This window comes from Ensifer sp. ENS11 (genome assembly GCF_014851895.1).
Classification (GTDB): Bacteria; Pseudomonadota; Alphaproteobacteria; order Rhizobiales; family Rhizobiaceae; genus Ensifer; species Ensifer canadensis.
On the sequence record NZ_JACVAN010000006.1, the window covers coordinates 119,270 to 139,458 of the forward strand.

The following is a 20,189-nucleotide window of genomic DNA, read 5'->3' on the forward strand; positions in this document are numbered from 1 at the left end:
GTTCCTGCTTGCTCTCTTCCATCCGGACTGTGACCGTCGGCTCCGGAATCTGACCGGATCTGCTGACCTCCGAAGTAGACCTCCGAAGCGCTCGCGGGCTTCGATCTTTCGATCGCTACCGCCGGTGGGGAGTTTCACCCCGCCCTGAGAACAAGAGCGACTATATAGATCGGCCGTGCCTGGTCAAACGCATGACGCGACGAAAATCCGGGAAATCGCGACAGATTTTTTCCGTGCCGTATCGCTCCCGGACAAATCTGTTCCCGTCGGGAGCCGCCGTAGTCTGACCTCGGCCGCGTGCCGCGTCGCCGCCACGAGACATTTATCTGCGGACGCGACGCGGGGCTTCGTCTTCGGCGGCGATCGCGCGTGCGGACCAATGGAGCAGCGCCTGCCTGTCATCAAGGCAAGTGACCGGTGCTTCGTAGTAGCGGTGCACGACCACCGGTTTGCCGCCCTTGTTGTAGGTGAACGGCTGACATCCTTCGCTGAGAAGCGCATCTCTCAGGGGCTGATCAACCCTGAAATAGAGGCGATCCTTGATGCTGATGGCGAACTGGCGATCAGCGACAAGATAGGCCCAACCGCCGAAGAAGCGGCCTATGTCAACGGGACCGATATCCGCGAGTTCTTCGTGGATATGGGTGACGAACGCACTCGGCTGCGCTTTAGTCATGGCGGCCGCCGGTGCAAAATGCGCTGTTTTTCATTCGACGGTTCAGGCAATCTCTCCACGGCATGTGCAAGGCAGCTACTGCATGTTTCCTTAAATCCTATTCGATTTAGGGATAAAAACATGCAGCACTTCAAAGCGCTACAGCGACCTTTGCGCGTAACAAGACTCACGCGCTGTAGGGGGACGCTGGAGATCTACTCGCGGATGACGAGCAGGTCCTTGGCGGCAAAGCGGAGCGTGACGTTCGAGCCGAAGGCCGGCGGCGTCAGGCCGGGGTCGTTGAACATGTCGAAGGAGATGACGTCGCCGCCGATGCGCAGCTTGGTGCGGATGACCGAGCCGAGGAAGCTGGTCGAAACCACCTCGCCGGTCAGCGCGGTGTCGCCCCTGGCGCTGTCGGCGATCGAGCCTGCCTCCGGGCGCAGCGCCAGCGAAATGTTGTCGCCACCCTTCATGCCGGCGATCGGCTCCTTCAGCGACACCTGCTGGTTGCCGATGGTGACAGCACCGGCGGCCGGGTCGGCGACCTTGGCTTCGATGATGTTGAGCGTGCCGACGAAGGAGGCGACGAATCGGGTCGCAGGGGTGTTGTAGATCTCGAACGGCGTGCCGATCTGGTCGGCTCGCCCGGAATTCATGACGACGATGCGGTCGGAGATCGACAGGGCTTCTTCCTGGTCATGGGTGACGAAGACAGTGGTGATGCCGAGCTGCTGCTGGATCTGGCGGATTTCCTCGCGCAGCGACACGCGGATCTTGGCGTCGAGCGCCGACAGCGGCTCGTCGAGCAGCAGCACCTGCGGCTTGACGGCGAGGGCGCGCGCGAGCGCCACGCGCTGCTGCTGGCCGCCGGAAAGCTGGTAGGGGAAGCGGTCGGCCAGGTGCTCGAGCTTGATCAGGCTCAGCATCTGCTTGACGCGTGTATCGATCTCCGACTTCTGCGCCCCGGCGACTTTCAGGCCGAAGGCGACGTTGTCGTTGACGTTCATGTTGGGAAACAGCGCATAGGCCTGGAACACCATGCCGATGTTGCGCTGGTTGGGCTTCAGCGTTCCCTGGTCCTTGCTGTCGATGGTGATCGTGCCGCCCGACGGCGTCTCGAAGCCGGCGATCATGCGCAGGATCGTCGTCTTGCCGCAGCCTGACGGGCCTAGGAACGAAACGAACTCGCCCTTGTCGATGACCATGTTGAAGTTGTGCACGACCTGAACCGGGCCGAAGGACTTCTGGATATTGTTCAGTGTCAGGAATGCCATGTGATCAAGCCTTGGCCGGAGCGGATTTCTGGATGCGGGAAACGAGCTGGATCAGACCCATGCTGAGCCAGGTGATGGCGAATGCGATGACCGCGAGCGCCGAAGGCTCATAGGCCTTGTTGGCGCCGACGAGCTGCAGGTACGGACCGAAGGCCGGGCGGTTGAGCAGCGCGGCCATGGTGAATTCGCCCATGACGATCGCAAAGGTGATGAAGGCGCCGGAGAGCACGCCACTCATGACGTTGGGGAAGATGCAGCGAAACAGGATCGTCGGCCATTTGGCGCCGAGGCTTTCGGCGGCTTCCGTCAGCGTGCGGACGTCGATCGCCCGCATCGCGGTATCGACCGCCCGGTACATGTAGGGCAGGGACAGCGTCATGTAGGAGAACATCAACAGCGCATTGGTGCCGGAGATCGAGCCGGTCAGCGGGATCCACGACGAGGAGTTGTAGAGGCGCAGATAGCCGAAGACGATGACGATCGCCGGGATGACCAGCGGCAGAAGGGTGATGAATTCGATGATCGGGCGCACCTGCGGCAGGCGAAGGCGGACCCAATAGGCGGTCGGCACCACCAGCAGCATGCCGAAGACGATGGTCAACACGGCCATCATCATCGAATAGCCGAAGGTCTCGCGGAACTGCAGGTCGGAGAAGACCGAGCGATAGGCGTCGAACGAGTATTCGCCGCGGCGCATGCGCAGCGAGAATTCCAGCGTGCCCAGCAGCGGGATGATGAAGTAGCTTGCACCGATGGCGATGGCGATCCAGGCGCCGAGACGTTGTGCTTTCATTTCTGCCACCGTTCGGCGCGCATACGCAGCCAGATATAGAGAACGTTCGAGATGCCGGTGATGACGATCATGCCGAGCGCCAGCGCATAGCCGAGGTTCGGATTGTGCAGCACGTCGCCGCGGATCTGCGCATAGAGCAGGATCGGCACGATGTTGAGCGAGGACCCGGTCAAGGCATAGGCCGTGGCGATCGCGCCGAAGGCGTTGGCAAACAGCAGGAGCGTGGTGCCGAGCAGGCTCGGCCACAGGATCGGCAGCGCCACCATGCGCCAGTACTGCCAGGTCGAGGCGCCAAGGATTTCAGAGGCTTCGCGCCATTCTTTCTTCAGACCATCGAGCGCCGGCGTCAGGATCAGCACCATCAGCGGGATCTGGAAATACATGTAGGTGATGGTCAATCCGAAAAACGACAGCAGGTTGAAGCCGGTCGAATAGAGATTGAAGCCGAACCATTCGCGCAGGAAGACGGTGACGAGGCCGGTGCGCCCGAGGGTCGCGAGGAAGGCGAAGGCGAGCGGCACGCCGGCGAAGTTCGAGGCGACGCCCGAAAAGGTCAGGAGGCCCGAGCGGATCCAGGTCGGCACGCCGCCGAGCACGATTGCCCAGGCGAGGAAGAAGCCGATCAGCGCGCCGCCGATCGAGGACGCGATCGAGATCCGGATCGAGATCCAGTAGGCGCTGAGGATCGAGGGCGTGAACAGATCGCCGATGTTCTTGAAGGTAAAGCTGCCATCGGGCGTCAGGAACGCGCCGGTGACGAGATAAAGCGTCGGGATGATCAGGAACAGCAGCGCGAAAAGCATGAAGGGGGCAATGCCGAGCCAGTCGATGACGGCTCGCTTGCTGATCAAGGTCGGTGAAGCGGTGCTCATATAGGCTTTCTGTCCCGAGGCTTGCAGTGACCTTTGCGCGTCCGCATGAACGCACAAAGATCGCCTTAGCGCTTTGATTTGCTGCAAAATTCCTTAGATCGATACCGAGCTAAGGAATTGTGCACGAGATTAAACCATGTCGCGCAAAAGCGTGTTGCGGTTTGCGACAACGACATGCGCAAAAACAAGACCTTAAAGCGCAGCAAGCGAATCCTGGTGATCGTGACGCGCTTTAGGGAAACCTCCCCGCGCCGAGGCGCGGAGAGGCGGAAGTCATGGATATTACTGCACGTTTGCGCCGACGACGCTATCCCACTTGGTGGTAATCGCTTCCTTGCCCTTGGCCTGCTCTTCGAGCGTCGGGAAGACAGCCTTTTCGTAGGCTGCTGCCGGCGGCAGCTTGTCGAGCAGTTCCTGCGGGATCTTGCCGTTCTTGGCGAGGTCGTTGAAGCGGATCGGGTGGCAATAGCCCTTCAGCCAGCCGAGCTGACCTTCGTCGGAATAAAGATACTCCATCCACAGCTTTGCCGCGTTCGGGTGCGGCGCGTAGGCCGAGATCGCCTGGACGTAGACGCCGGCGACGACGCCCGAAGCCGGAACGACGACTTCAACCGGCGGGTTGCCGTTGAGGCTGTCGCGCCAGGAAAGGCCGTTGTAGTCCCAGGCGATCACGACCGGGGTCGAGCCCTGCGCGAGCGAGGCGGACTTGCCGATAACCGGAACGAAGTTGCCGGCCTTGTTGACTTCGGCGAAGAAGCCGAGGCCCGTTTCACCAGCCTTGACGGCATCGGTTTCGCCAGCGGCGAGGCCGGCGGCGTAGACGGCCTGAACCGCCTGGTTGGAGGCGCGCGGGTCGCCGGCCATGGCGACCGAGTTGGCGTAGTCCGACTTCTTCAGGTCGGCCCAGTCCTTCGGCACGTCCTTGACGATGTCGGTGTTCACCACGAAGGAGAGAACGCCGTAGTAGTCGCCGTACCAGTAACCTTCGGCGTCCTTGGCCGAATCCGGGATCGAATCCCAAGTGGAGACCTTGTAGGGCTGGATCAGGCCTTCGGCCTTGGCCGACGGACCGAAGGAGAGACCGACGTCGATGACGTCAGGCGCCTGCGGGCCGGTGTTGCCCTTGTTGGCCTTGATGGCTTCGATTTCGTCGCCCGAACCGGCATCCGGGTTCAGCTCGTTGACTTCCAGGCCATACTTGGCCTTGAAGCCTGCGATGACGTCGCCATAGCCGCACCAGTTGTGCGGAAGTGCGATGGTGGTCAGCGAGCCTTCCTTTTTGGCGGCGGCGATGAGCTCTTCGCTCGGCTCGGCAGCGGCGATGGCCGTCGTTGCCAGAAGCATGGCGGTGGAAAGCGAGAGCAGGCGTTGAGTCGTTGAAATCACTGGCGTTCTCCTTATGGGTTTTCAGTCAATTTCGGCGATGCTGTTAAAGAGATGCGATGAAACTTGTGTGACAGCGATCTGTCTGTTCGCGCCGCGCATGTCGTTGGAAGAACAATTCTTTTTTCGACACGGCGCCTTCACTGAAACACACGTGCATAAAATTCCGTGAACGTGCCGGCCACTCCTCCTAAACCGGTTTGCGAAAGATGCGGGTCGAATCGAACAATCCCTCTAGCGTCTTCATCCGGTCGCGGGTTGCGTCCCAGTTGGTGCTCTGGACGGCCTCGATCAGGGCCTCGACCAGAAACAGGATCACCACTGAACTGTCCCAGGCCGAGGGCACCTCGATCTGCGAGCGGAAGACCTTGGAGGCGGATTTTGCCACCGGCGAGCTCCAGCGATCGGTGAAGAGGACGATCTCGACGCCGCGTTCGCGCGCCGATTTCGCCAGCGTCTCCATTTCCTGCTCGTAACGGCGGATGTCGAAGAGAATCAGCACGTCGCCGTGGCGCATGTCGAGCACGTAGTGTGGCCATGCGCTGGCATTCGACGCGATTTCGGTGACACCAGGGCGGATCACCTGCAGATGGGTGAAGAGATAATCGGCAACGGCGCGGGTGATGCGGCCGCCAAGCAGATAGACGTTGCGCTTGCGGTCGGCGATAAGGGCGACCGCCTCGTCGAATTCGCGCGGCTCGATCTGCGCCAGCGTCTCGCGCATGTTGTTCATGGCGGCATCGGCAAAGCGATTGAGCGTGTGGGTGCCCGGCGCGCTTGCGGCCCAGCGGTCATGCTTGGTGATCGGGTTGGAAATCGTGGCTTCCAGCTCCTGGTGCAGCCGCGACTGGAAATCGGGAAAGCCTTTGAAACCAAGCTTTTGCACCATGCGGGCGACGGTCGGAGTCGATACGCCGGCGTTCTCGGCGACCGTGGTGATCGAACCGAGTCCCGATACGGGATAGTTGTCGAGAAGTGTCTCTGCCAACTGTCTTTCCGCGCGGGTCAGCGCGGCGAAGTGGGCGTTGATCACATCCGACACCGTCGTGGGTGTCGCCTTGCTAGTCATAGTCTCCCCTGAACTGGTCTAACGCCAGTTTGTGACAGATTAAACATCGCTGTCACAATTGGAGTCAATCGCAATTTTGAAGAGATCGTTTCAGATTTCGATTGACACTCGCTAATCTCTGAACAAATCTTTTCATTAACGAACGTCTAACGGGGCAAGAGGGGATGCCGGTGTTGACGCGACTTTTGACCGATACAGATGGCGATCCGGTTGCGATCGAGAACGCGGCCGGGAGAGGCGATATCGTTCTCGTTTGCGAACATGCGTCGCGCCGGGTGCCGGAGCGTCTCGGTTCGCTCGGCCTTTCGCCGCAGGCGCTCGAAAGCCACATTGCCTGGGACCCGGGCGCGCTCGCGGTTGCAGAGTTTCTGTCGCGCAAGCTCGACGCGGTCCTGATCTACCAGCGCTTTTCGCGCCTTGCCTATGATTGCAACCGCCCGCCGGAGGCCGACGGCGCCATGCCTGCCGTCAGCGAAGTCTATGAGGTTCCGGGCAACCGCGACATGGCGGAGGAGGAGCGCCGGGCACGGGTCGACGAGATCTACCTGCCGTTTCACGACGCCATCAGCCAGTTCGTGACCGAGCGCAAGGCCAAAGGCCGACCGCCGGTGGTCGTCACGATGCATTCGTTCACGCCCGTCTATTTCGGCAAGCCGCGTTCCGTCGAAGTGGGCATCCTGCATGATGCCGACAGCCGGCTCGCCGATCAGATGCTGACCTTCGCAACCAGGGGCAAGGTCGCCTACGATATCCGCCGCAACGAGCCTTACGGGCCGGCCGACGGCGTTACGCACAGTCTGATCGAATACGGCGTCCACAACGGGCTGCCGAATGTGATGATCGAGATCCGCAACGATCTCATTCGAAACGAGATCGGCCAGAGGGTCATGGCCGATTATCTGGAAGGGCTGCTCAGCAAAGGCGTGGCAGCGCTTTCAGCAAAATAAAGACCCTGGGGAGCGGCTTTGCCGCGGTCCTGTTCCGGCTTGCCGGGGCAGGTGGTGATGGGACCCTGCTGCAATGGGGCGGTCGGGTCTGAAGAAATCAGGGGAAGAAAAATGTCAGACTACAGTGATCTCGACAAAAAGCAGGACATGCAGGTCCTGCATTCGATGGGCTATGCCCAGGAGCTCGAGCGGCGAATGAGCCAGTTCTCGAACTTCGCGGTCTCATTCTCCATCATCTGCATTCTCTCCGGCGGCATCAACTCGCTGGCGCAGGCGACGTCGGGTGCGGGTGGGGCCGCAATCGGCATCGGCTGGCCGCTTGGCTGCTTCATTTCGCTCGTCTTTGCCGTCGCCATGGCGCAGATCAGCTCGGCCTATCCGACGGCCGGCGGCCTTTATCACTGGGGCTCGATCCTCGGCAACCGCTTCACCGGCTGGGTAACCGCCTGGTTCAACCTGCTCGGTCTCGTCACCGTTCTCGGCGCCATCAACGTCGGCACCTATTACTTCTTCATGGGCTCGTTCGGCACGCCGTATTTCGGTCTTGCGGATACGACGCTCACCCGCATCATCTTCCTTGCGGTCATCACGGGCGCTCAGGCGCTGGTAAACCACATGGGCATCGGGCTTACGGCCAAGCTCACCGACTTCTCGGGTTACCTGATCTTCGCAACGGCGATCCTGCTTGCGCTCGTGTGCCTTGCCGTCGCCGACAGCTACGACATCGCCCGCCTCTTCACCTTCTCCAACTATTCCGGCGAGACGGGTGGAAACGTATGGCCGGCGACCTCGGGCACCTGGGTGTTCCTGCTCGGCCTGTTGCTGCCGATCTACACGATCACCGGCTACGACGCCTCCGCGCACACCTCGGAAGAAACCGTAAAGGCGGCAGAATCCGTGCCGCGCGGCATGGTCTCGTCGGTGCTGTGGTCGGCGCTGTTCGGCTACATCATGCTTTGCTCCTTCGTGCTGATGCTGCCGAACATGGACGAAGCCGCCAAGCAGGGCTGGAACGTGTTCTTCTGGGCAATGGACGCGCAGGTTCACCCTGTGATCAAGGACGTGCTCTACCTCGCCATCCTCGTCAGCCAGTGGCTGTGCGGCCTGGCAACCGTCACGTCGGTCTCGCGCATGATCTTCGCCTTCTCGCGTGACGGCGGCCTGCCGGCGTCCAAGGCTCTGGCCAAGGTCAGCCCGAGCTACCGCACGCCGGTGGCTGCGATCTGGACCGGTTCGATCCTCTCCGTGCTCTTCGTCTGGGGCTCGTCGCTGGTCTCGATCGGCGAAACGCCGGTCTATACGATCGTCGTATCGTGCACCGTCATCTTCCTGTTCTTCTCCTTCGCGATCCCGATCACGCTCGGTCTGTTCGCCTGGGGTACGTCGAAGTGGGACAAGATGGGTCCGTGGAACCTGGGCGAGGGCATGTTCAAGCTCTTCGCGGTGCTCTCGATCATCGCCATGGTGCTGATCTTCGTTCTCGGCATCCAGCCGCCAAACGACTGGGCGCTCTACATCACCGTCGGCTTCTTGGCGCTGACTGCGATCATCTGGTTCGGCCTGGAAAACCGCCGGTTCCGCGGTCCGCCGATCGGCGATGAAGTGGCTCGCCGCCAGGCGGAAATCGCCGCTGCCGAAAAGGCGGTCGGCCAAGTCTAACCAATAATAAAATGGGCGGGAGCGCATCTGCAGCTTCCGCCTTTCTTTTTGCGGCCACGGGAACGGCCGCTTGCCGAAACATGGGATGAAATTTGATGAGCTATTCGTTCGAGCAATTGAAAGAGGATGTCGCCGCCGGCCGCATCGATACGGTTCTCGCCTGCCAAGTCGACATGCAGGGCCGGCTGATGGGCAAGCGCTTCCACGCGCAGTATTTCGTCGACAGCGCCTGGCAGGAAACGCATAGCTGCAACTACCTGCTGGCGACCGACATGGAGATGGAGACCGTCTCCGGCTACAAGGCGACGAGCTGGGAGAAGGGCTATGGCGACTACACGATGAAGCCGGACCTTTCGACGCTGCGGCGCATTCCGTGGCTCGAAGGCACCGCACTCGTGCTGTGCGACATGCTCGATCATCACACCCATGCCGAAGTGCCGCATTCACCGCGCGCCATCCTGAAGAAGCAGATCGCGCGGCTGGAGGCGATGGGCCTCAAGGCGTTCATGGCGAGCGAGCTCGAATTCTTCCTGTTCGATCAGACCTATGACGACGCGCGCCAGTCCGGCTATCGCGACCTGCAGCTGGTCAGCGGCTACAACGAGGACTACCACATCTTCCAGACCACCAAGGAAGAGGATGTAATGCGGGCGATCCGCAACGGCCTGCAGGGCGCGGATATCCCGGTCGAGAATTCCAAGGGCGAGGCGTCCGCCGGCCAGGAAGAGATCAACGTGCGCTATGCCGACGCGCTGACGATGGCCGACCGGCATGCGATCATCAAGAACGGCTGCAAGGAGATTGCCTGGTCGCGCGGCAAGGCGATCACCTTCCTCGCCAAGTGGAACTATTCGGCCGCGGGCTCCTCCTCGCATATCCACCAGTCGCTGTGGAGCCCTGACGGCAAGACGCCGAAATTCTTCGACAAGGACGGCAAATACGGCATGTCGGAGCAGATGCGCCAATATGTGGCCGGCCTGCTCAGCCACGCCAGCGAGATCACCTATTTCCTCGCGCCCTACATCAACTCCTACAAGCGCTTCATGGCCGGCACCTTCGCGCCGACCAAGGCGGTGTGGAGCAAGGACAACCGCACGGCCGGCTACCGCCTCTGCGGTGAAGACACCAAGGCGATCCGCATCGAGTGCCGCGTCGGCGGCTCCGATCTCAACCCTTATCTCGCCTTCGCGGCTTTGCTCGCGGCCGGCATTTCCGGTATCGAAGGCAAGATGGAACTGGAAGCGCCCTTCGTCGGCGATGCCTACGGCGGCAAGAACGTGCGCGAGATCCCGCGCACCCTGCGCGCCGCCACCGAGGCGCTGACGGGGTCCAAGATGCTGCGTGCCGCCTTCGGCGACGACGTCATCGACCACTATGTCCGCGCGGCCGAGTGGGAGCAGGAAGAATACGACCGTCGCGTCACCGACTGGGAAGTGGCGCGCGGCTTCGAGCGGGCCTGACAAGGCCGGAAACTTAGATCTCAGTGGCCGGTCCGGTACCAAGGGCCGGCTACGCCGTCATTCGAAATGGAAGCAGGAAGACGATCATGAGCATGATCAAGTGTATTTCTCCGGTGAACGGAGAGGTTTATGCCGAGCGCCCGGCGCTGCCGCTGGAAATGGCCAAGCAGGCCGTCGCCCACGCGCGCCAGGCGCAGAAGAGCTGGGCCCGCCGTCCGCTGGACGAGCGCGTCAACCTGGTACTATCAGGCGTTGCCCGTCTCAACGAGATGGTCGACGAGGTCGTGCCGGAACTGGCCTGGCAGATGGGCCGGCCGGTGCGCCACGGCGGCGAGTTCAAGGGTTTCAACGAGCGCTCGAACTATGTCGCTTCGATTGCTGCCGACGCGCTGAAGCCGATCCTCGTCGAAGAGAGCGACCGCTTTGGCCGTCGTATCGAGCGCGAGCCGCATGGCGTGGTCTTCGTCATCGCGCCGTGGAACTACCCCTACATGACCGCGATCAACACGGTCGCGCCGGCGCTGATGGCCGGCAACACGGTGGTCATCAAGCATGCCAGCCAGACGATCCTCGTCGGCGAACGCATGGTGCGCGCCTTCGTCGAGGCCGGCGTTCCGGCCGACGTGTTCCAGAACGTTTTCCTCGACCATGAGACGACGGCGGCGCTGATCGCGGCGAAAAGCTTCGACTTCATCAACTTCACCGGCTCGGTCGAAGGCGGCCGGTCGATCGAGCGCGCGGCCGCCGGAACGTTCACCGGTCTCGGCCTCGAACTCGGCGGCAAGGATCCGGGCTATGTCATGGAAGACGCCGATCTCGATGCGGCCGTCGACACGCTGATGGATGGCGCTACCTTCAATTCCGGCCAGTGCTGCTGCGGCATCGAGCGCATCTATGTGCATGAATCGCTCTATGACGCCTTCGTCGAGAAGTCGGTTGCCTGGGTGTCGAACTACAAGCTCGGCAACCCGCTCGATCCGGAAACGACGCTTGGCCCGATGGCGCACAAGCGCTTCGCCGCAACTGTGCGCGAGCAGATCGCCGATGCGATCGCCAAGGGCGCCAAGGCGCTGGTCGATCCGAAACTATTCCCGCAGGATGATGGCGGCGCCTATCTCGCGCCGCAGGTGCTTGTTGATGTCGATCACTCGATGGCCTTCATGCGCGAAGAAACCTTCGGTCCGGCGGTCGGCATCATGAAGGTGAAGAGCGACAGCCAGGCGATCGAGCTGATGAACGATTGCCAGTACGGTCTGACCGTGTCGCTGTGGACCCAGGATGCGGACCGCGCCTCGCGCATCGGCCGCGACCTTGAAACCGGCACCGTTTTCATGAACCGCGCCGACTATCTCGATCCGGCCTTGTGCTGGACCGGCGTCAAGGAAACCGGCCGCGGCGGCTCGCTTTCGGTCATCGGCTTCCAGAACCTTACCCGTCCGAAATCCTACCATCTGAAGAAAGTCACAGCATGACGATCACCGCGAACTGGAGCTACCCGACCGCCATCAAGTTTGGCGCCGGCCGGATCAAGGAGCTTGCCGAACATTGCAAGGCTGTCGGCATGAAGAAGCCGCTGTTGATCACCGACCGTGGCCTGGCGCCGATGCCGATCACGCAGAATGCGCTCGATATCCTCGAGGCCAACGGCCTTGGCCGGGCGATCTTCGCCGACGTCGATCCGAACCCGAATGACGTCAACCTCGCCGCCGGCGTCAAGGCGTTCAAGGACGGCGGCCATGATGGCGTCGTCGCCTTCGGCGGCGGTTCCGGCCTCGATCTCGGCAAGTGCGTGGCCTTCATGGCCGGCCAGAGCCGCCGCCCGGTCTGGGACTTCGAGGATGTCGGCGACTGGTGGACACGTGCGAGCGTCGAAGGCATCGCGCCGATCGTCGCGGTGCCGACGACAGCGGGCACCGGCTCAGAGGTTGGCCGCGCCAGCGTCATCACCAACTCCGCCAGCCATGTGAAGAAGGTGATCTTCCACCCGAAGTTCCTGCCAGCCGTCACCATCTGCGACCCGGAACTGACGGTCGGCATGCCGAAAGTGATTACCGCCGGCACCGGCATGGACGCCTTTGCCCATTGCCTGGAAGCCTATTCTTCGCCGTTCTACCATCCGATGTCGGCCGGTATCGCGCTTGAAGGCATGCGCCTGGTCAAGGAATACCTGCCGCGCGCGTACAAGGACGGCACCGATATCGAAGCACGCGCCAACCTGATGAGCGCGGCCGCCATGGGTGCCGTCGCCTTCCAGAAGGGGCTCGGCGCGATCCATTCGCTGTCGCATCCGGTCGGTGCGATCTACAACACCCATCACGGCATGACCAATGCCGTGGTGATGCCGCCGGTGCTGCGCTTCAACCGCAGCGCGATCGAGGACAGGATCGTCAGGGCGGCCGCCTATCTCGGCATTTCCGGTGGCTTCGACGGTTTCTACGACTACGTGCTGAAGCTGCGCGAGGAACTCGGCGTTCCCGACAAGCTTTCCGCACTCGGCGTCGGCACCGACCGTATCGACGAGATGTCGGAAATGGCGATCGTCGATCCGACCGCCGGCGGCAACCCGGTTGAACTGACGCTCGATGCGGCCAAGAAGCTGTTCAGGGAGTGCATTTGACCGCCGGCAAGTCGCTCTAAAGTAACTGACCGTTAATTTTCTTCGGCCCGGGAAACCATTGGTTTTCCGGGCTTTTTCGCGCCCTGCCTGCGGATTGGGCAGGGCGGGGGTTAATCTTCGCCAACGAAAATTTCCAATTCGTTAACCATGTTCTGAAAGGTTCTATTAAGCGGCATTGCCCGGCGAAGCATCGGTTGGGCAGGCCACGGAACACAGGACAGAATGAGGAAGAAGATGGCGGTCATCACATTCGCCAATGCAAAGGGCGGCGCGGGCAAGACGACGGCGGCGCTGATCCTGTCGACGGAACTGGCGAGACAGGGACACCGTGTTGTGGTCCTCGATGCCGATCCGCAGCGTTGGATCACCAGCTGGGCGGAAAACTCCGGCCAGATCGCCAATCTCTCCGTCATCTCGCATATCACGCCGGCATCGCTGGAATGTCATATCCGGGAAATGAAGGACGAAGCCGACTACATCATCATCGACCTCGCCGGCGCCAAGGATCAGATCGTCGCTTTGGCTCTCGCTCTTTCCGACCAGGTGCTGATCCCGGTGCAGGGCTGCGCGATGGATGCGCGCGGTGCCGTGCAGATCCTCGAGCTCATCCGCCAGATCGAGGACAGGTCGCGTGTGCGCATCAACCATTCCGTCGTTCTCACCCGGGTCAATTCTCTGGTGACGACGCGGGCGCTGCAGACCATCAAGACTTTGCTTGCTTCGCGCGGCGTCTCCGTGCTCGACACGCCGATCGTCGAGCGCGTTGCCTATCGCGAGATTTTCGACTGCGGCGGCACGCTTCAGTCGATGGATGATACCCGCGTCAGCAACCTCGACAAGGCCCGCGAAAATGCAGCTGCGCTTGCCAAGGAAGTGCAGGCTCTGACGCCGGTGAGGGCGCGCCGCTCCTGGGCTTCGCGTGCACCATCCTGGGCGACGCGGCGCGCGGCCTGATCAGGGATCGGCATACGAAGTTAGCCGCTTTGAAGACTGCCATAACCGGAATTGATGTTCGTCAATTCCGGTTGAATCGCGTTGCGACCACCCGAAAAGGCTGTTGCCCGTAAGGCTTCCTTTACCATGGGCTTATACCAGTGCTGGTGGAAAGCGATTGCACCTTATGGCGGTTTGCGAGGGTGCAGGTAGCCGCCATGATTGCGGCAAGGATTGTGGATTCGACCTTTCTCGCTTGGTCTCCCGTCCAGCTTCCATGATCCAGCAAGAGCATGCAGGGAAATCGCGCATGAAAACGGAACACGTCGCTGCCGGCAAGGAAGACATTGCCGGTCGTCTCAATTTCATGGCGCTTGACGATGCCGCCAAGGCGAGCCTGAAGGCCCTGAAGCCGATCCTCGAAAAGGAGCTGGCGCCGGCGCTCGACAAGTTTTACGCCCGGGTCAAAAAGACGCCGGAGACGAACCGCTTCTTCTCGTCGGATGCGCACATCAACCGCGCCAAGGGCGCGCAGGTCGGCCACTGGGCCAACATCGCCGACGCCAATTTCAACGACGAATATGGCGCGAAGGTCCGCACCATCGGCCAGGTGCACGCCCGTATCGGGCTGGAGCCGCGCTGGTATATCGGCGGCTACGCGCTGATCGCCGAACATCTGATCACGGAGATCGTCAAAGCGAATTGGCCAAAGGGCGGTCTGTTTTCGCGCCAGACGACCTCGGCGGAAGAGATGAGCGCGATGCTTTCGAGCCTCGTCAAGGGCATGTTCCTCGACATGGACCTGTCGATCTCGGTCTATATGGACGCCTCCGACGTCACGAAGCAGCGCGCGGTGCAGGAAGAGGTACTGGCGACCGAACGCAAGCTCGTCAGCCAGACCTTCGGCGTTGCCCTGAAGAAGATCTCCGACGGTGACCTGACGGCGCGCATCGCCGCCGATTTGCCGGTTGCCTACGAGGAACTCGGCGAGAACTTCAACCATGCGATCAGCGAGCTTGCCCGCGCGATCGGCGGCATCGAGGCCGGCGCCAGCCAGATCCATCTGAGCGCCAAGGAAATTGCGGCAGCAGCCAACGATCTCGCCAAGCGCACCGAACGCCAGGCGGCAAACCTCGAGGAGACGGCCGCTGCCGTCGAACAGGTGACGCGCACCGTCAAGCAGACGGCCGAAGGCGCCGATCAGGCGAACTCGACGGTGATTGCCGCCCGCGCCAATGCCGAGCGGAGCGGCGAGGTGGTCAGCCACGCGATTGAGGTGATGCAGGAAATCCAGACCTCGTCTGCGAGCATCGCCCGCATCGTCGACGTCATTGACGAGATTGCCTTCCAGACCAACCTGCTTGCGCTCAACGCCGGCATCGAGGCGGCGCGTGCCGGCGAGGCGGGCAGGGGCTTTGCGGTTGTCGCTTCGGAAGTGCGGGCGCTCGCCCAGCGCTGCGCCGATGCGGCCAAGGACATCCAGGGCCTGATCGCCAAGTCGCGCGGCCAGGTGGATGATGGCGTCAGCTCGGTCAACCAGGTCGCCCAGTCGCTGCAGCAGATCGTCTCGCAGGTGGTCGAAGTCAGCTCGGTCTTCGGCAACATCCGCGCCAGCACGGCGGAACAGGCCACCGGCCTGCAGGCGGTCAATACGGCGATCGGCCAGATGGATCAGATCACCCAGCAGAATGCTGCCATGGTTGAAGAAGCCAATGCCGCGAGCCAGGCGCTGACGGTGGAATCAGAACAGATCGCGCTGAAGCTGAAGGCGTTCCAGACGTCTACCCAGGTTCACGTCGGCACCGCGTCCGGTTATCGCCGCGCGGCCTGAGCCCACGTATCGCAGTATGGGCAATAGCGCCTCGGATCATCCCGGTCCGGGGCGCTGTCTATTATAGCCAGAGTTTTATGAGCGCACTTGGATCGCCGGCGAAGTTCGTAGGAATTTCGGCGTCCGCTGTGATCATGGTAAGTTTTGACCACTCAGTCAGCCCCGAGCTTGTCTTCGTGACGTTCCGTCCCCGGGCTTCACTTCTCCGGTCGTCATCCTCGGGCTTGACCCGAGGATCCCGTTCTGCAGTTCCACGAAAGCACATGCCAATTTCGCGTGGCAGGCCCTGGATCCTCGGGTCAAGCCCGAGGAAGACGGAGGATGGGGTGCCACCTGCGCATGAACGTGCGTCGACATGGCGCCCGTCTCAGACGGAGTTCACCATCTTCGATGTCTGCAAGGGATGTCTCGTCGCGCGTTGACGAAACCGCTCAGAACCGGCGGTCGACCAGATGCTTGGCCTGTGCGCCCGCATGGTAGAAGGCGGACTTGACGCTGCGCCAGGTGTCGGGCGTCACAGGCGTTTCGGCAAGCGGGATCGCGGAGGTCTGGCCGGTGACGTGGTCGGCGAGCGCCTTGCCGAAGACGGTGCCGGGTGCGATGCCGCGGCCGTTGTAGCCGCTGACGGAGACGACGTTCGGCGCCAGCGTATGCATGGCCGGCAGGTTGTTGGTCGTCATGCCGATGCGGCCGTCCCACCAGTATTCGAAGCGGAAATCGCCGATATAGGGGAAGAGCTTGCGCACGGAGCGGGCGGCGAAGGCGCGGTGCGTGCCCTCGGCCATCGCATCGAGCCGGCCGATCGAACCGAAGATCAGGCGGTTCTGCTGGTCCATGCGGAACGAGGTCATGACAAGGCCCGTATCCCATGTGCCCTGGCGCTCCGGCAGGATGCGGCTTGCGACCTTTTCCGGCAGCGGATTGGTGGCGAATTGGAAGTAGGGCAGGATCGTCAGTTCCTGCGTGTGTTCCTGCCACGGGGTCTCGGCAAACATGCCGCCATAGGCATTGGTGGCGAGGATCACCTGCTTGGCCCTGACGATGTTCTGGCCGGCTCTCAGCACCCAGGTTTCGCCCTTGCGTTCGGCGCCGACGAGCGCAGTGTCGGTATAGATCTCGGCACCGGCGGCAAGGGCCGCACGGGCAAGGCCGCGGGCATAGGCAAGCGGCTGGATCGTGCCGGCGCGACGATCGAGAAGCGCACCGGAGAAACCTTCAGCGCCCGAGAGCGCGCTCGATCGCTCGGCCGAGAGAACCTCGACCGGCGCTCCGCGCTTCTTCCATTGGGTCTCGCGGTCGCTGATATCCTTCAAGCCTTCGGCGCCGACGGCCATGTGCAGGGTGCCGTTGCGGACGGCTTCGCAGGAGATGCCGTGCTTCTCGACCAGGGCATAGACCATTGCCGGGCCGTCGCCGAGTTCGCCGAGCAGGCGGTTGCCGGCCTCGAGCCCCAGCGTCGCGATCAGATCGTCGGGCTTGACCCACATGCCGGCATTGACGAGGCCGACATTGCGGCCGGAGCCGCCGAAGCCGATCATCTTCGCCTCGATCGCCGTGGCCTTGACGCCTTTTTCCGCGAGATGAAGTGCAGCCGAAAGACCGGTGAAGCCGCCGCCGATGATGGCGACATCTGTCGTCAGGTCGCGGGCAAGCGGGCGCGTGTCCGGCGCTGCCGGTGCCGTCGCATGCCAGAGGTTGGGCAAGGTGCGCTCGGTCGCCATCGCGGACATTCCTTCGGTCAAGGGCCTGAAATTTAGAGGTGGCTAAGTGATAGGGCCATCGCCTCGAAAATTCTCATGACAATGTTTCATGAGGTCATGAGGGGTTTCATGAGGTCATGAAGGTTGACTGTGGGGCGTCCGCAAAAAAATGACCGCAGCCGGTTCGTGGGCGGCCGCGGTCTGGGTCGTGTCGGTGGAGTAGTCGGGTGTAAATGTCTTTGCCGGGTCGGCGGTCCGCCGCACCGGCCCTATGGGTTCCGATGAAAATAACCTGACCGATGACGTCATCGATCAGGCAAGCTCATTTTCAACGGAGACATGTCGCTGTCACTCCCCCAATTGGGGGACGGGATGCGAAAAAAGCTGCGATTTCAGTCAATTCCACCGGGGCTCCTACGCGGCAACGCTTGCCACGGTCGGCAAAGAAGAAAGCCCGGGTGGTACCCGGGCTTTGATCGTTTTCTGCGGGATGTATCGAGCGGCTGATGCCTCAGTCTGCGAATTCGACCGTGACGCCGACACTCACCATCTTGGCAAGTTCCGTTGCGTCCCAGTTGGTCAGGCGAACGCAGCCGTGGCTCTGGGTCTTGCCGATCTTGGAGGGCTCCGGCGTGCCATGAATGCCGTAGGTCGGCTTCGAGAGCGCGATCCAGACCGTGCCGACCGGGCCGTTCGGCCCCGGCTGCAGCGTCAGGATCTTGTCGTTGTTGCCCTGCTTGAAGTTGATCTTCGGGTTGTAGGTGTAGCCGGGATTGAGCGCGATGCGCTCGACATTGACGATGCCTGACGGCGAGGGCGTGTCGGACGAGCCGATCGTTGCCGGGTAGGCGGCGACGAGCTTGTCGGCGGCATCATAGGCCAGAACCTGCTTGCGGGCCTTGTCGGCAACGATGCGCGCGACCTTTTCCTTGCGGTTTTCTCCGGGATTGATGACCTTGATGATCGTGCCCGGAATGGTGAAGTCCACGCCTGGGTTGAGCTCGCGCAGATAGGTCTCGTCCATGTGGAACTTCTCGCCGAGCATTTCGGTCGTCGCGGTGAAGGACATGTGCGGCAGCATCGCCTTGTGGGCGTAGTCGTCGGGGATCGAGGCGACATAGGGGCCTGCGGCATCGGCGGCCGTGATCGTATAGCTGGTGATCGGCAGGCCGCCGTTCATGCGCAGGCGCTCGAGGATATCTTCGGTGTTGTTCGGATCGAGCGTTTCGCCGGTTGACTGCTGCCAGGCCTCGATCGCCTTGGTGACGTTCGAGCCCATCTTGCCGTCGATGACGCCGGGCGAGAAACCTTCGCGGTCGAGGAAGACCTGCAGCGCGGTGATTTCGGCGCGCGACTTGGACTTGACCGATATGGCCGGCGGCATGGACTGCCGCAATGGCTGCTCATATTGCGGATCGATCGCCGCCTCTTCGCTGCCGTCGATCAGGCCGGGCAGGCTGTTGGGCAGGTCGTTGCGCTCGACCGAGGGCGGCACCACGTCGCGATAGGCCGGATCGCGATAGTCTTGAATGGATCCGGTGACATCGCCCGGCTCGGAATAGCCGTAGCCGCGGTCGCCGTTGCGGCGGTTGGAATAGACATCGACGTCGCCCTGGCGGCGATAGGCGCGATAGCCGTCGGACGGTACTACGGTTGCGACCACGTTGCCCCAGTTGTCGACCAGCACGGTGCGGCCGCGACGGTCACGCATGGTGCGCACTTCATCGGGGCCCGGCATATAGTCGAGAATTTCGCCTTCCGGCGTCACCAGCATCACGTCGCCATTGCCGCGGCGATTGCGGCCGTAACCTTCCTGAGCAAAGGCGGATGCAAGATCCACGGCGAGGAAGCCGGCTGCGGCGAGGAGCGAGAGGCCGGTGCGGGTCGCTGACGTCACGATAAAACCTGTTCTCATGGTGGTTGATGTGGCGCGGTACATTTGGATTTCGACGTTAATGTGAAAAAAGTGAATTCATCATGAATAAGCGGTTAAATTCTATCTAGGCGCACCCTTAGCAGCTTTCAACCGATGAAAAACAGCCCCTGTCGGCTATCATGTCTTTGTGATCGCTGTGATTCCCGTGAGTTGGACTGGAGGCTGGTGCATGCGAACGAGATTTGATGCACCCGATAACGAACAGGAGAATCATCTGCTGTTCGACCGTCTGTCGGCACTCGATATCGCCGCCTTCGTCGTTGATGGCGTCGATCTTTCGCCGGGTACCGCGATCCCCTCCGATGGCGACCCGCGCATCGACCGGGCACTCGCCGGTTTTCTCTTTACCTGCGGACCAGACCACATCCGCCATCCCGAACCGATTGCCGGCCGCGGGGAAGGCACGCGCTATCCCTTGCACGGTTCGCTTGCCGGCACGCCGGTCAAGCACACGCACATGTCCGCCGACACCACGCTTTGCATCGCCACCGTCGAGGTCAATCTTGCCGATGGCGGCCACGCGCTCCTGGAACGGCGCTGGCATGTGGATGCGGACCGACATGAGGTGATGCTGGAAGACCGGCTCACCAACACCGGCGCCGGCGCCTTTCCGCCGATGATGATGTACCACCTCAATATTGCCGGCCGACTGGTCGGCGACGCGACCCGCATAACCAGTCCCTCTTTTGCCGAGGGTGAACGGGCCTGGCGCTTCGGCGAGGGCGAGAGCGCGCATTTCTGCATCCCGGCCAGCGTCGGGGCCGACGGCTGGTCCGAAGTGGCGCTTTCGCCGCTGGTCGGTGCGGGCGGGAAGTGCTTGGCGGTGCGCTTTCGCGCCGACACGCTGCCTTACTTGCAGATGTGGCGCTGTCAGCGTGGTGCGGCCGATGTCATCAGCATCGAGCCTGCGTCGCATCGCCTCGCCAAGCGGCCGGAGCTTGCTGCTGCCGGTGAGCTGCAACTGCTCGAGCCCGGGCAGACACAGACCTATGCGCTTGCCTTCGGTGTCTCCTGACTGAGCGATTGGAATTGACGCCGGCGGGCACCGCGCCTACAT

The 20,189-nt window shown here is 62.1% G+C and carries 16 protein-coding genes and 1 riboswitch; of the genes, 8 read left to right on the forward strand and 8 right to left on the reverse strand.

Going from position 1 to position 20,189, the window contains the following annotated elements:
* Positions 1–6 precede the first annotated feature (6 nt).
* A riboswitch (FMN riboswitch) is annotated at positions 7–156 on the reverse strand.
* Positions 157–322: 166 nt separating this feature from the next.
* From IB264_RS13900 to IB264_RS13925, 6 genes are all read right to left on the reverse strand, one after another.
* Positions 323–676: a TfoX/Sxy family protein gene (locus tag IB264_RS13900; protein ID WP_025427774.1), complete on the reverse strand. Its 354-nt coding sequence runs from the start codon at positions 674–676 to the stop codon at positions 323–325.
* 194 nt (positions 677–870) lie between these two features.
* Positions 871–1,932, reverse strand: coding sequence for an ABC transporter ATP-binding protein (locus IB264_RS13905; RefSeq protein WP_025427773.1), 1,062 nt, complete (start codon positions 1,930–1,932; stop codon positions 871–873).
* A 4-nt stretch (positions 1,933–1,936) separates the two neighbouring features.
* The gene (locus tag IB264_RS13910) at positions 1,937–2,725 is read right to left on the reverse strand and encodes an iron ABC transporter permease (protein ID WP_025427772.1); all 789 of its coding nucleotides are present in this window, start codon (positions 2,723–2,725) and stop codon (positions 1,937–1,939) included.
* Positions 2,722–3,597 carry an ABC transporter permease subunit gene (locus IB264_RS13915; RefSeq protein ID WP_025427771.1) on the reverse strand — a complete coding sequence of 292 codons (876 nt, stop codon included), beginning with the start codon at positions 3,595–3,597 and terminating at the stop codon, positions 2,722–2,724. The genes IB264_RS13910 and IB264_RS13915 overlap by 4 nt, the downstream gene beginning before the upstream one ends.
* A 282-nt stretch (positions 3,598–3,879) precedes the next feature.
* The gene (locus IB264_RS13920) at positions 3,880–4,983 is read right to left on the reverse strand and encodes an ABC transporter substrate-binding protein (protein ID WP_025427770.1); all 1,104 of its coding nucleotides are present in this window, start codon (positions 4,981–4,983) and stop codon (positions 3,880–3,882) included.
* 187 nt (positions 4,984–5,170) lie between these two features.
* Positions 5,171–6,049, reverse strand: a complete 879-nt coding sequence (locus IB264_RS13925) for a MurR/RpiR family transcriptional regulator (protein ID WP_025427769.1) — start codon at positions 6,047–6,049, stop codon at positions 5,171–5,173.
* 173 nt (positions 6,050–6,222) lie between these two features.
* Here IB264_RS13925 and IB264_RS13930 point away from each other — a divergent pair, with 173 nt between their 5' ends.
* From IB264_RS13930 to IB264_RS13960, 7 genes are all read left to right on the forward strand, one after another.
* Positions 6,223–6,996, forward strand: a complete 774-nt coding sequence (locus IB264_RS13930) for an N-formylglutamate amidohydrolase (RefSeq protein ID WP_025427768.1) — start codon at positions 6,223–6,225, stop codon at positions 6,994–6,996.
* A 111-nt stretch (positions 6,997–7,107) separates the two neighbouring features.
* On the forward strand, positions 7,108–8,655 hold the full coding sequence (locus IB264_RS13935) for an amino acid permease (protein ID WP_025427767.1): 1,548 nt from the start codon (positions 7,108–7,110) through the stop codon (positions 8,653–8,655).
* 95 nt (positions 8,656–8,750) lie between these two features.
* On the forward strand, positions 8,751–10,115 hold the full coding sequence (locus tag IB264_RS13940; RefSeq protein ID WP_025427766.1) for a glutamine synthetase family protein: 1,365 nt from the start codon (positions 8,751–8,753) through the stop codon (positions 10,113–10,115).
* 86 nt (positions 10,116–10,201) lie between these two features.
* Positions 10,202–11,587, forward strand: coding sequence for an aldehyde dehydrogenase family protein (locus tag IB264_RS13945; RefSeq protein ID WP_025427765.1), 1,386 nt, complete (start codon positions 10,202–10,204; stop codon positions 11,585–11,587).
* Entirely contained in the window at positions 11,584–12,732 is a 1,149-nt protein-coding gene (locus IB264_RS13950; protein ID WP_025427764.1) for an iron-containing alcohol dehydrogenase, read from the forward strand. The genes IB264_RS13945 and IB264_RS13950 overlap by 4 nt, the downstream gene beginning before the upstream one ends.
* 234 nt (positions 12,733–12,966) lie before the next feature.
* Positions 12,967–13,686, forward strand: a complete 720-nt coding sequence (locus tag IB264_RS13955; RefSeq protein ID WP_025427763.1) for a ParA family protein — start codon at positions 12,967–12,969, stop codon at positions 13,684–13,686.
* A gap of 289 nt (positions 13,687–13,975) precedes the next feature.
* On the forward strand, positions 13,976–15,496 hold the full coding sequence (locus IB264_RS13960; protein WP_025427762.1) for a globin-coupled sensor protein: 1,521 nt from the start codon (positions 13,976–13,978) through the stop codon (positions 15,494–15,496).
* Between the two features lie 431 nt (positions 15,497–15,927).
* On the opposite strand, the gene IB264_RS13965 is transcribed toward IB264_RS13960, so the two are convergent.
* Both IB264_RS13965 and IB264_RS13970 read right to left on the reverse strand, forming a co-directional pair.
* Positions 15,928–17,217, reverse strand: coding sequence for an FAD-binding oxidoreductase (locus tag IB264_RS13965; RefSeq protein WP_025427761.1), 1,290 nt, complete (start codon positions 17,215–17,217; stop codon positions 15,928–15,930).
* 490 nt (positions 17,218–17,707) lie between these two features.
* Positions 17,708–19,135, reverse strand: a complete 1,428-nt coding sequence (locus tag IB264_RS13970; RefSeq protein WP_025427760.1) for a L,D-transpeptidase — start codon at positions 19,133–19,135, stop codon at positions 17,708–17,710.
* A gap of 166 nt (positions 19,136–19,301) precedes the next feature.
* On the opposite strand from IB264_RS13970, the gene IB264_RS13975 reads away from it, so the two are divergent.
* A complete protein-coding gene (locus tag IB264_RS13975) occupies positions 19,302–20,147 on the forward strand; it encodes a DUF4432 family protein (RefSeq protein ID WP_025427759.1) in 846 nt (281 codons plus the stop codon).
* Positions 20,148–20,189 lie beyond the last annotated feature (42 nt).

Coding starts and splice junctions, on each gene's coding strand:
- IB264_RS13900 (WP_025427774.1), bottom strand. CDS start 676: ATGACTAAAGCGCAGCCGAGTGCGTTCGTCACCCATATCCACGAAGAA.
- IB264_RS13905 (WP_025427773.1), bottom strand. CDS start 1,932: ATGGCATTCCTGACACTGAACAATATCCAGAAGTCCTTCGGCCCGGTT.
- IB264_RS13910 (WP_025427772.1), bottom strand. CDS start 2,725: ATGAAAGCACAACGTCTCGGCGCCTGGATCGCCATCGCCATCGGTGCA.
- IB264_RS13915 (WP_025427771.1), bottom strand. CDS start 3,597: ATGAGCACCGCTTCACCGACCTTGATCAGCAAGCGAGCCGTCATCGAC.
- IB264_RS13925 (WP_025427769.1), bottom strand. CDS start 6,049: ATGACTAGCAAGGCGACACCCACGACGGTGTCGGATGTGATCAACGCC.
- IB264_RS13935 (WP_025427767.1), top strand. CDS start 7,108: ATGTCAGACTACAGTGATCTCGACAAAAAGCAGGACATGCAGGTCCTG.
- IB264_RS13940 (WP_025427766.1), top strand. CDS start 8,751: ATGAGCTATTCGTTCGAGCAATTGAAAGAGGATGTCGCCGCCGGCCGC.
- IB264_RS13945 (WP_025427765.1), top strand. CDS start 10,202: ATGAGCATGATCAAGTGTATTTCTCCGGTGAACGGAGAGGTTTATGCC.
- IB264_RS13950 (WP_025427764.1), top strand. CDS start 11,584: ATGACGATCACCGCGAACTGGAGCTACCCGACCGCCATCAAGTTTGGC.
- IB264_RS13955 (WP_025427763.1), top strand. CDS start 12,967: ATGGCGGTCATCACATTCGCCAATGCAAAGGGCGGCGCGGGCAAGACG.
- IB264_RS13960 (WP_025427762.1), top strand. CDS start 13,976: ATGAAAACGGAACACGTCGCTGCCGGCAAGGAAGACATTGCCGGTCGT.
- IB264_RS13965 (WP_025427761.1), bottom strand. CDS start 17,217: ATGGCGACCGAGCGCACCTTGCCCAACCTCTGGCATGCGACGGCACCG.
- IB264_RS13970 (WP_025427760.1), bottom strand. CDS start 19,135: ATGTACCGCGCCACATCAACCACCATGAGAACAGGTTTTATCGTGACG.
- IB264_RS13975 (WP_025427759.1), top strand. CDS start 19,302: ATGCGAACGAGATTTGATGCACCCGATAACGAACAGGAGAATCATCTG.